The organism is Longimicrobium sp. (assembly GCA_036377595.1).
Lineage (GTDB): Bacteria > Gemmatimonadota > Gemmatimonadetes > Longimicrobiales > Longimicrobiaceae > Longimicrobium.
In genome coordinates this window covers 110,803-121,248 of record DASUYB010000198.1, presented here as the reverse complement: position 1 = coordinate 121,248, position 10,446 = coordinate 110,803, and the positions used below count along the sequence as shown (strand labels likewise).

Here is a 10,446-nt window from a genome sequence, read left to right as displayed (position 1 = left end):
CGGTCGCCCCGCCACGCCGCACGGTAAGTGGGCTATTTTTAGAGTCCTGGTACTTCGAAAAGGTTTGTTCCTGCACGGCACGATCGCAGCGGCTCGATCGCCGTCTGCGTCGGTCGCTGCCCGTGGGTGAACGCAGTTGCTCGCTGCGGGAGGGGCGTTCCGCGAGCGAAGTCAGTCGATCGGCTTGAGGTTGGCCACGATGGCTGCGCGGTGCGGCTCCAGGAAAGGCGGCAGCACCACCTTCTCGCCCAGCGCCGACGCGTCCTCGTCGACCGCGAAGCCGGGGCCGTCGGTGGCGATCTCGAACAGGATCCCGTTGGGCTCGCGGAAGTACAGGCTGCGGAACCAGTAGCGGTCGATCTCGCCGCTGTTGGGGATGCCGAGCGAGTTCAGCCGCGCCGTCCACGCGTGGTACTCGTCCTCGTTCGGCGTGCGGAACGCCACGTGGTGCACGCCCCCCGCGCCCTGCCGGGCGACGGGAAGGTCCGGCTGCACCGCCACGTGCAGCTCCGCGTGCGGGCCGCCCCCGCCCATCTCGTACACGTGCACGTTCGGCTGCGCGGAATCGTGCGCGTAGTCGCGCACGCGGCGCATCTCAAGCGCGCGCGTCAGCACCGCGTCCGTCTCGGTGATGCTGGGGACGCTCAGCACGATCGGCCCCAGCCCGCGCACCTGGCACTCGGTGGGAACGGGGCTGCGCTCCCACGGGACGGGATCGAACCCCGCGCCGCCGTCGTCCACCAGCGACAGCCGCTGCCCCTCGGGGTCCTCGAAGTCCAGCACCGCCCGCCCGTCGCGCTCGCCGACCTCCCTGGCGGAGACGCCGTGCTCGCGCAGCCGCCGCTCCCACCACTCCAGCGCGTCGCGGCCGCGCACGCGCAGGTGCGTGCGGGAGATGCTGTGCGTCCCCCGCCGCTCCGGCGGCACCGGCCAGTCGAAGAAGGTCAGGTCCGTCCCCGGGCTCCCCGCCCCGTCGGCGTAGAACAGGTGGTACGCGCTCACGTCGTCCTGGTTGACGCTGCGCTTCACCAGCCGCATCCCCATCACCTGCGTGTAGAAGCGGTGGTTCTCGCGGATGTTCGCCGAGATGGCGGTCAGGTGGTGGATGCCGGTGAGCTCCATGGCTGCCTTCCGACGGGATGGAGATGAGATGACGGCGATACGGCGGCGAAGGTGCGAACCCGCGCGCTCCGTGCCGCGTCCGGCGCAGGTGACGTCGATCGCGATGAAAGAGACGGAGATCGGGGCGATCAGGCGATGACGGCCGCCTCCGCCGCGGGTTGATCGGCCTGGCGGCGGCAGGGGAGGGAGACGAGGAAGCACGAGCCTTCCGCGCCCTCGAACTCCGCCCAGGCGCGGCCGCCCATCGCCTCCACCGTGTCGCGGACGATGCTGAGGCCCAGGCCGGTGCCCTCCACTCCCGTCACCGTGTCGCCGTGCGCGCGGAAGAAGCGGGTGAACAGGCGCTCGCGCCGGTCCTCGGGCACGCCCAGCCCGTTGTCGCGCACCTCGATCACCAGCTCGCACCCGCTCGCCTCGCCCGCCAGGCGGCCGCGCACCTCGGCCCAGCGCTCGTCGCGCGCAGGGTCGGCGTACTTGATGGCGTTGGAGATGTAGTTGCTCAGGCAGAGCTCCACCGCCGCCGCGTTCACCTCCACCTCGGGAAGGTCGCGCAGCCGCACCTTCACCCCGCGCGCGGCGGCCATGTCGCGCAGCTGCCGGCACACCTCCGCCGCCACGCGCGGCAGGGGGACGTTGCGCTGGCGCCGCGCCTCCACGTCCATCCGGCTCAGCTCCAGCAGGTTCTCCAGCACCGCCTGCATCCCCTCGGCGTTCTGCACCACCATCTGCGCGAAGCGCGCGCGCTGCCGCTCGTCCGAGGCGATCTCGGGGTCCGCCAGCAGCTGTCCCGCGCCCAGCACCGAGGCGATGCGGTTCTTCAGCTCGTGCGTGACCATGCGGTTGAAGCCGCGCAGCCGCTGCTCGCGCTCGGTCACCTGCTCCGCCGCCAGCCTCAGGTAGTGCGCGGTGGTGACCTGCTGGATCACCGAGACGGCGCGGAACAGGCGGTGCGCGCAGGCCAGCAGCTCGCTGCGCGGGCATTCCTCGTCGATCTCGTCCACCGAGCGCGCCAGGAAGGCGAACAGCACGCCGCCCAGGATCTCGTACTCCTTCAGGATCTCGTGCGCGTCGAACCCCTGCGACCAGCGCAGCTCACCCAGCTCGATGGCCTTCCCCGTCACCGGCGCGTCGGCGGTAATCTCTTCCGACGGATCCTCCAGGTAGTCGGCGATGCGGTCCATCAGCAGCGGCACGTGGTCCAGCATCTCGTCGGTGGGGAAGATGCGGTTCGGGTCCAGCTCCACGCGCGCGGCGATGCGGTCCAGCCACCGCCGGGTCAGCTCCTCCCGCCGGTCGCGGATGAAGCCGGCCAGCACCCCCGCCAGCCGGCACTTCACGCTCGTGTCCGTTGCCTCGTACAACCGCTTCGCTCGTCAGAGGTTGGAGCAGGAAGGCCGCGCGCGATGGCCGCGCAGGCGCGATTCCGTGGTTGGACAAGCACGATGCGGGCCACCCGTGGCCTCTTTGGTACTCCGTTCAGTTTACCCCTTGACGCAGGATCTTCGTCTATACAAAGTACACGCGCTCGAAGCGGGTCTCAGGCACCGGTTCAAAGGCGGACCAATGCGCATCAAAGACTACCTCCCCGACCCGGGCGCCTTCGTGCGCGGCATGGCCCGGGCGCTGGACCTGGGCGCGCTGTCGCCCGCTCCGGTGGGATGGCCCGAGCCGCCGCTCGACGATGCGGCCGCACTGATCTCGGACTGGGAAGCGCTGGCGGGCGACCAGCGGCGTGCATGGGACAAACTCTCGGCGGAGCTCCGTGGAACCTTCAATGGGAAGAGCAGCCCGTAGCCACACCGCGCTCCAGCGCGCCGCCGCGCAGCCCACGCTCCCCGCCGCCGGGACCGCCACGGTCCAGCTCACGCAGGTCCAGACCCACACCCTCACCTATCACAGCCCCATGCCGCCGGCGCGCGAGCTTCGCCTGCTCGAGCGCCTGCACTCCGGGGTCACGGAGCGCTTTCTCCGGCTCACCGAGCAGGAGGCGGCGCACCGGCGCGCGCTGCAGAGCCGCGCCCTCTGGTTCAACGGCCTGAACGCCACCCTGGGCGTGCTCTTCGGCGGGGCGATCGGGCTGCTGGGCGTGGGCGGCGGGATCGTGGGGATGGTGACCGGGCGCATCACCGACCTGGCGGGCGCGGGCGTGGTGATCAGCGCGCTGGCGTCGCTCGTCGGCGTCTACATGGCCGGGCGGGTGGTGCGGGAGGGGCGGCTTCTCTTCATCCCCCGAACGATCAGTTCGCGGCCATGCCGTACGAGTTGATGGGAAGGCCGGTGACCTCGGTGACCTGCGTCAGCGAGCCGGTGCTGCTCACGCGGTAGCCGCGGATCGTGCCGATCCCCGTGTTCAGCACGTAGAGCGTGGCGCCGTCGCTGGTGATCGCCAGCTCCGCCGGCATGGCGCCCGCGGGCCCCGTGGTGGCCGTCTTCCCGTCCGGCGTGACCAGGGTGAGCCCCTCGAACAGCCGGAAGGCGCTGATGCTGCTGCTGCCGGTGTTGGAGACGAAGGTCACCCGCCCGTCGGGCGTGACCACCGTCCAGCATGCCGCCGTCTCGGTGGTGCCGACGGGGCCGCTGAGCACGCTGATGTGGTTGGTGGTGTCCAGCGTGTACTCCGTGACCGAGCTGCCGTCCGGCACCGGCGTGCCGCCCGGCGCGTTGGCGTTGGACACGAGCAGCACGCCCGTCACCGGCGAGAAGCCGAACCCGAAGGGGGTCACCCCGGTGGAGTTGTTCACCGTGGGCCCGGAGACGGTGCCGTCGGCGTTCACGGTGTAGATGTCGATCTTGTTGGTGGCCTTCTCGGTCACCACCAGCCGCGTGCCGTCGGGCGAGAAGCCCACCTGCGCGGGCTGCGGGTCGGCCGCGCCGCTCAGCGCCCGCGTGGAGCCCTCGATCGCGGTCAGCCCCGTGCTGGTGAGCCGGAAGCCGGTGATGTTTCCCGCCCCGCCGGCGTTCAGCACGTACACCAGCACCCCGCGGACGGCGATGCTCACCGGCCTGGTGCCGCCCGACGGCGTGCGGCCGACGAGCTCCAGCGAGTCCAGGTGCACGCGGAACACGCTGACGTCGTTGCTGGCCGCGTTGGCCGCCAGCACCCACGCGCCGTCGATGGTGACTGCCACGGCGCCCTGCGAGCCCAGGCTGGCGTTCGTCCCCGCGCCGCCGGTGGGGTAGGCCACGCCGGTGGTCAGGCCCCCGTTGATGTCGCGCAGGTACATGACCACGGCGTTGCCCGGCTGGTTGGTCATGGCGAACACCGCCGCGCCGGGAACGTCGATCTCCAGCCCGTCGAACGGGTTGGAGTTGCACGCGGCCACCGCCAGCAGCGCCGCGGCGCCGATCCACTTCCACATCGTTGCGTCACCTCTCCCGGGAGCCGTTGCGGGGCGCGCCGCCGTCCCCCGGTGCGTGGACGTGCGGCGCTTGGGAGCGCGTGCCTCCGAAGCGTTCCGGACCTCTCGCCCGTCCGCACAACGCGGACCATCACGGCCGCATCTGGACGGGCATAGCTCTCTGCGCCGCAAGCAGTTACAACGCGCGGCGCGGATCGGGTCGCCGTCTCGGGCTTCGTCTCCCTCGATCGCCTCGGCCGGGATGACACCGCAGGACCGGGGCGCCCCTACAACGCGCGGCCCGGCGGAAAGGAGACACCCGCCAGAGGTGACGTGAGGCCCGCTACGCCTCCAGCCGCGCCCACACGTCGGGCGCGCGGCGGCGGCTCACGTGCACGCTGGCGCCGCCGCGCAGCCCCAGCGTGGCGCTCCCGTCGCCGTTGCGGACGATGCGCTCCACCGCCTCGGCGTTCACCAGCTCGCCGCGGCTGGCGCGCACGAAGGCCTCGCCGGCGCGCTCCTCCAGCTCGGCCAGGGTGTAGTCGGTCAGCCGCTTCTCGCCGCCGACCAGGTGCGCGTACACGAGCCCCTCGTCGGCCGCGAAGCGGGTGATGGCGTCGAAGGCAACGAGGCGGTGTCCGCGTCCCTCGCGCACCAGCAGGCGGGGGCGGCGGGGCGCCTGCCCGGGAACGGAGGCGCGGAGGCCGCGCAGCACCTCGGCGTCGACGGCCGGTCGGGCGGGCGCCTCCAGCCGCTCGCGCGCGCGGCCCAGCGCCCGCCGCAGCCCGTCGAGCGTGACGGGCTTCACCAGGTAGTCCAGCGCCGCGTGCTCGAAGGCGCGCAGCGCGTACTCGTCGTACGCCGTCTGGAAGACGAGGAGCGGGCGCGGCGGGGCCAGGTGGCGCGCCACGTCGAAGCCGTCCACCTCGGGCATCTCGATGTCCAGCAGCAGGAGGTCGGCGCGCCGCTCGCGCGCCATCTCCAGCGCCTCCACGCCGTTGGCGGCCTCGCCCACGACCTCCTCGTCGAGCTCCTCCAGCATCAGCGCCAGGCGGCGCCGGGCCGCCGGCTCGTCGTCCACCACCAGCACGCGCATCGTCGGTTTTTTCGATCGGAAGAAGAGAAAGGAAAACTGCGGGGTTCGGGCGTGTTGGGCGCTGAGACGCCCAAACGGGCTGCGCGCGCCGTAGGCCACGATACAACTGTGGCCAACGGCGCCGGGCCACCGCCGCGCCCAGCATCCACGCGGATCGTCGGCGAGGGCGCGCGCGCGGCGGCGTCCCGGCCCTCCGGGCGCGCATCCCTCACGCAAGCGCTTGCGCCGCGCTGAGTTCTCCCCTCCCCTGCGCAGCGCGGGGGAGGGGCCCACCGCGGCCGCGCAGAAGCCGGTATCAATGCACGAGCCTTCACCCCGAGTTCGGCGCCGGCTCGCCTCCACTCCCGTTCCGGCCGGGCGACGCCGGCAGCTCCACCACCACGCGCGCGCCGTGGGGCGGGCGCTCCACGCGCAGCTCGGCGGCGCCGCCGTAGATCGTCTCCAGGCGGCGGCGCAGGTTCGTCAATCCCGTGCCCTCGCGCGGCTCGCGCGGAAAGCCGGCGCCGTCGTCCTCCACCTCCAGCCGCAGCCGCCCGTCGTCGCCGCCCACGCGGACGGTCACGCGGCCGCCCTCGAGCTTCCCCGCGATGCCGTGCTTCAGCGAGTTCTCCACCAGCGGCTGCAGCGTCATGGTGGGGATGCGCAGCGGCTCCGCGGCGGGGTCGACCTCGAAGTCCACCCGCAGCCGCGCGCCGAAGCGCGCGCGCTCCACCGACAGCCAGGCACGCAGGAAGTCGATCTCGTCCTCCACGGTGCAGTCGGTGCGGCGTGTGCGGTCCAAGGTGCGGCGGAGGACGCGCGCCAGGTTCTCCGTGGTCGCCTCGGCCGCGCGCGGGTCCGTCCGCACCAGCGCGGCGATGGTGTTCAGCGCGTTGAACAGGAAGTGCGGATGCACCTGCGCCTGCAGCGCGGCCAGCTGTGCGTCCGCCGCCTCGGCGCGCGCGCGGCCGGCCGCGGCCGCCTGCTCGCGCGCGTGGAAGAACATGTAGCGCGTGCTGTCGGACAGCAGCTTCCCCGACGCCAGCACCACGAACAGCGTGGCCGCGGCGGCCAGCAGCAGCCACGGCTCCTTCCACGCCGCCCCGGCGATCACGATCGTCGCCGCGGCGGCGGCAGAGCCGGAGAGGAAGGCCAGCAGCGGCAGCGCCAGCAGCATCTCGGTCAGCCGCTTGGGCGCGATCCCCCACTTGAAGCGCTGGCGCCAGCGGTCGCCCTGCGCAACGCGCGAGAGGGCGACCGCCATCCCCAGCACCACCCCCGAGCCGCCGCCCAGCAGCGCCGCCCACACCGGCGCCTGCAGCAGCGCGTCGCGCCGCGACAGCGCGATCCACGCCGTGATCCCCGCGATGTACAGCCCCGCGCCCAGGAAGTAGAGCTTGGCCGAGCGCGGCGCCGCGCGGAACGCGTCCGCCACCGCGCCCGACGCCGTCACCGGCGCGTTCGGATCTCCCGGTGCTACGTCCTGTGGGAGATTCCGCTCTCCCTCGGGCGGATCGTCGTCGTCATCACAGAACATCGCGGCTCCGCGCCTCCAGGTCTCCGCGAGCTTCATCCCTCATCACCCTGCGAACTTAGCGGCATTGTTCCCCACGTCCAGACGGCGCGGGCTCGACCCATCACGGGAGACTGGAATCTGCGGGGAACCGCCACCGCCTCACATCACTCGTCCGGCGAGCGGCCCCTCGCGTCACCCGAGCGGCGGAATCGCGGCGGCGAGCGGCGACGCGTCGAGACGGCATCACGATCTCCCGACCTCGCCCCGTCACCGCACGCCGTGTACTTTGGCGCCCGCGGCAGATCTACCCGCGCGGCACGCCGTTCGCAGGCGCGTCGGCGCGGCTTCGTATGCATCTTCCGGCTGGCTGACCGCGCGCCGCCCCACGCGCGGCGCCCGATCCTCGTGGACCTGATGGCCCTGGCGACCCTCTCCATCGACATACAGCAGGTGGTGCACGGCGACCACCACGACGTGTTCCGCGTGCTCGGCATGCACCGCGTCTCCCTCGCGGGCGAGCTGCGGCTGGTGGTGCGCGCCTTCCTTCCCGGCGCCCGGTCCGCCGCCGTCGTCGACGCCGGGACCGGCGAGGCCACGGAGATGGAGCAGGTACACCCCGACGGCTTCTTCGAGCTCGTCCTCCCCCCCGGCACGCACCCGTTCCCCTACCGCCTGCGGGTGCACGAGGTGGACGGGACGACGCAGGAAGAGGCGGATCCGTACGCGTTCCCGCCCACCATCGACGACTTCGACCTGTACCTGATCGGCGAGGGCACGCACCTGCGGCTGTGGGACGTCCTCGGCGCGCACCCCGGCGAGGTAGAGGGCGTGGCGGGAACGCGCTTCGCCGTGTGGGCGCCCGGCGCGCGCCGGGTGAGCGTGGTGGGCGGCTTCAACCGCTGGGACGGCCGCCGCCACGTGATGCGCTTCCACCCCGGCGCGGGCGTGTGGGAGATGTTCGTTCCCGGCGCGGGCGAGGGCACCGTCTACAAGTACGAGATCCAGGGCGCGCACGGCGGCCAGTTCCTCAAGGCCGACCCGGTCGCCTTCCACGCCGAGCACAATCCCGACACCGCCTCGATCGTGCACGACCTGCGCGAGTGGGAGTGGACGGACGACGAGTGGATGGAGCGCCGGCGCACGGAGGACTGCTTCCAGCGGCCGATGACCATCTACGAGGTGCACGCCGGCTCGTGGATGCGCGTTCCCGACGAGGAGAACCGCCCGCTCACCTATCGCGAGCTGGCGCACCGCCTGGGCGACTACGTGGCGGAGATGGGCTTCACCCACGTGGAGTTCCTCCCCCTCTCCGAGCACCCGTACGACCCCAGCTGGGGCTACCAGGTCACGGGCTACTTCGCGCCGACGAGCCGCTTCGGCACCCCCGACGACTTCCGCTACCTGGTCGACCACCTGCACGCGCGCGGCGTCGGGGTGCTGATCGACTGGGTGCCCGCGCACTTCCCCAAGGACGCGCACGGCCTCAGGCGCTTCGACGGCACCGCGCTGTACGAGCACGAGGACCCCCGCCAGGGCGAGCACCCCGACTGGGGGACGCTGATCTTCAACTTCGGCCGCAACGAGGTGCGCAACTTCCTCGTCGCCAACGCGCTGTACTGGCTGGAGGAGTACCACGTCGACGGGCTGCGCGTGGACGCCGTCGCTTCGATGCTCTACCTCGACTACTCGCGCCAGCCGGGACAGTGGATCCCCAACCCGCTGGGCGGGCGCGAGAACCTGGACGCCATCCACTTCCTGCAGCAGGTGAACGCCACGGTGCGCGACCGCCACCCCGGCGCGCTGATGATCGCCGAGGAGTCGACCGCGTGGCCGGGCGTCACCCAGCGGCCGGAGCTGGGCGGGCTGGGCTTCCACATGAAGTGGAACATGGGGTGGATGAACGACTTCCTGCGCTTCGCCGAGGAAGATCCCGTCTACCGCAAGTACCACTTCAACCTGATCACCTTTTCGCTGATGTACGCGTTCAGCGAGCGCTTCATCCTCCCCTTCAGCCACGACGAGGTGGTGCACCTCAAGGGCTCGCTGCTGGAGAAGATGCCGGGCGATCCGTGGCAGAAGTTCGCCAATCTCCGCTGCGCCCTGGCGTTCATGTGGGCGCACCCGGGGAAGAAGCTGCTGTTCATGGGCGGCGAGATCGGCCAGTGGCGCGAGTGGAGCGAGGGCCGCTCGCTGGACTGGCACCTGCTGGGCGACGGGATGCACGCGGGGCTGCAGCGCTTCGTGCGCGACCTGAACGCGCTCTACCTCCGCGAGCGGGCGTTCTGGGAGACGGACTTCAGCTACGAGGGGTTCCGCTGGATCGACTTCCACGACGTGGAGCAGAGCGTGCTCGCCTTCCTGCGCCGCGGCGCCGAAAGCGGCGAGGAGCTGGTGTTCGCCTTCAGCTTCACCCCCGTGCCGCGCCACCAGTACCGCGTCGGCGTGCCGCAGGCGGGCGCGTGGCGCGAGGTGCTGAACAGCGACGCCGGCGTCTACGGCGGCAGCAACCTGGGAAACATGGGACGGGTGGAGACCGAGCCCGTGCCCGCGCACGGCTTCGACCAGTCGGTGCGGCTGACGCTGCCGCCGCTGGGTGCCGTCGTGTTGAAGCACGAGCCGTCGTGACGGACCCCTGACGAACGAGAAACGAGACGATGCCGAAGAAGAGCGCGGCGGGCGCCGCCGAAGCCCCCGCGAAGATGGGCGTGGACCCGGCGGCCGCGCACGTGGCCCCCTCGCCCGCCGACCCGCCCGAGGTCGCCGCCGACACGCTGTCGCCCCGCGCGCGCCGCGCCGCCGCGGCGAAGCCGCGCGAGCCGGCGAAGAAGAAGAAAGACGCGAAGGCGCGGAAGCCGGGGAACCTGGGTGCCGCCGGGTTCGAGCGGCGGAAGAAGGGGCCCGACCTGAAGGCCGACCTGCGCGCGTTCGTCACCGCGCGGCCGGCGGGGTGGGGGCACGAGGACTGGCTGGCGTTCCTCGACCATCTCCGCGAGCGCGGCCACGACACCTCGGACCCCGAGGCCATCGGCCTGCTGCTGGAGCGCGAGCGCCTGGCCTCGATGCTGGAGCGGGTGCAGGGGATGGGCCCGCGCCGCATCCAGTCCGTGGTCGACCGCTACGACACCGCCTGGAGCGCCCACCAGGCCGACGTCGACGAGATCGCCGCCCTCCCGCTGATGACCCGCGTCCTCGCGGAGAAGGTGCGGCAGGCGCTCCAGTAGCCGCCAGAACATCCACATCGCGCCACCGCTGAACCGGGTTGGTTCAGCGCTGGCGCGTGTGGTTTCCCTCAAGATTTCCACAGAATCAACATCCTTTTCAAGCCCTAACGACTCGTTTATCCTGCCGAGCCGCTTCGTGCGGTGCTGTCGGGCGAATAAGCTTGACGTTATAGA

Annotated in this window: 9 protein-coding genes; 4 read left to right on the top strand and 5 right to left on the bottom strand. The window is 71.8% G+C overall.

From position 1 onward, the window contains the following. Positions 1–171: 171 nt before the first annotated feature. Together VF092_31495 and VF092_31490 are read right to left on the bottom strand one after the other, a co-directional pair. Entirely contained in the window at positions 172–1,122 is a 951-nt protein-coding gene (locus VF092_31495) for a ring-cleaving dioxygenase (protein ID HEX6751862.1), read from the bottom strand. Positions 1,123–1,250: 128 nt separating this feature from the next. Then, positions 1,251–2,483 (bottom strand): sensor histidine kinase, encoded by a 1,233-nt coding sequence (locus tag VF092_31490; protein ID HEX6751861.1) that lies wholly within the window; start codon positions 2,481–2,483, stop codon positions 1,251–1,253. A 202-nt stretch (positions 2,484–2,685) separates the two neighbouring features. Between VF092_31490 and VF092_31485 the strand changes: the two genes are divergently transcribed. Continuing rightward, positions 2,686–2,916, top strand: a complete 231-nt coding sequence (locus VF092_31485; protein ID HEX6751860.1) for a hypothetical protein — start codon at positions 2,686–2,688, stop codon at positions 2,914–2,916. Continuing rightward, positions 2,897–3,388 (top strand): DUF2335 domain-containing protein, encoded by a 492-nt coding sequence (locus tag VF092_31480; protein ID HEX6751859.1) that lies wholly within the window; start codon positions 2,897–2,899, stop codon positions 3,386–3,388. The genes VF092_31485 and VF092_31480 overlap by 20 nt, the downstream gene beginning before the upstream one ends. On the opposite strand, the gene VF092_31475 is transcribed toward VF092_31480, so the two are convergent. The 3 genes from VF092_31475 to VF092_31465 form a co-directional block, all read right to left on the bottom strand. Then, entirely contained in the window at positions 3,360–4,481 is a 1,122-nt protein-coding gene (locus VF092_31475; GenBank protein HEX6751858.1) for a beta-propeller fold lactonase family protein, read from the bottom strand. The genes VF092_31480 and VF092_31475 overlap by 29 nt on opposite strands. Positions 4,482–4,803: 322 nt before the next feature. Continuing rightward, complete coding sequence (locus VF092_31470; GenBank protein HEX6751857.1) at positions 4,804–5,556, bottom strand: LytTR family DNA-binding domain-containing protein; 753 nt, start codon at positions 5,554–5,556, stop codon at positions 4,804–4,806. A 310-nt stretch (positions 5,557–5,866) separates the two neighbouring features. Further along, positions 5,867–7,072 carry a histidine kinase gene (locus VF092_31465; protein ID HEX6751856.1) on the bottom strand — a complete coding sequence of 402 codons (1,206 nt, stop codon included), beginning with the start codon at positions 7,070–7,072 and terminating at the stop codon, positions 5,867–5,869. Between the two features lie 393 nt (positions 7,073–7,465). Here VF092_31465 and glgB point away from each other — a divergent pair, with 393 nt between their 5' ends. Both glgB and VF092_31455 read left to right on the top strand, forming a co-directional pair. Beyond that, on the top strand, positions 7,466–9,676 hold the full coding sequence (gene glgB, locus VF092_31460; GenBank protein ID HEX6751855.1) for a 1,4-alpha-glucan branching protein GlgB: 2,211 nt from the start codon (positions 7,466–7,468) through the stop codon (positions 9,674–9,676). A gap of 29 nt (positions 9,677–9,705) precedes the next feature. After that, the gene (locus tag VF092_31455) at positions 9,706–10,272 is read left to right on the top strand and encodes a hypothetical protein (protein ID HEX6751854.1); all 567 of its coding nucleotides are present in this window, start codon (positions 9,706–9,708) and stop codon (positions 10,270–10,272) included. The last annotated feature ends 174 nt before the right edge of the window (positions 10,273–10,446 follow it).

What these genes read in the sequence shown, in the direction of transcription:
- VF092_31495 (HEX6751862.1), bottom strand. Translation starts at nt 1,122, where the DNA reads ATGGAGCTCACCGGCATCCACCACCTGACCGCCATCTCGGCGAACATC.
- VF092_31485 (HEX6751860.1), top strand. Translation starts at nt 2,686, where the DNA reads ATGCGCATCAAAGACTACCTCCCCGACCCGGGCGCCTTCGTGCGCGGC.
- VF092_31480 (HEX6751859.1), top strand. Translation starts at nt 2,897, where the DNA reads ATGGGAAGAGCAGCCCGTAGCCACACCGCGCTCCAGCGCGCCGCCGCG.
- VF092_31475 (HEX6751858.1), bottom strand. Translation starts at nt 4,481, where the DNA reads ATGTGGAAGTGGATCGGCGCCGCGGCGCTGCTGGCGGTGGCCGCGTGC.
- VF092_31470 (HEX6751857.1), bottom strand. Translation starts at nt 5,556, where the DNA reads ATGCGCGTGCTGGTGGTGGACGACGAGCCGGCGGCCCGGCGCCGCCTG.
- VF092_31465 (HEX6751856.1), bottom strand. Translation starts at nt 7,072, where the DNA reads ATGTTCTGTGATGACGACGACGATCCGCCCGAGGGAGAGCGGAATCTC.
- glgB (HEX6751855.1), top strand. Translation starts at nt 7,466, where the DNA reads ATGGCCCTGGCGACCCTCTCCATCGACATACAGCAGGTGGTGCACGGC.
- VF092_31455 (HEX6751854.1), top strand. Translation starts at nt 9,706, where the DNA reads ATGCCGAAGAAGAGCGCGGCGGGCGCCGCCGAAGCCCCCGCGAAGATG.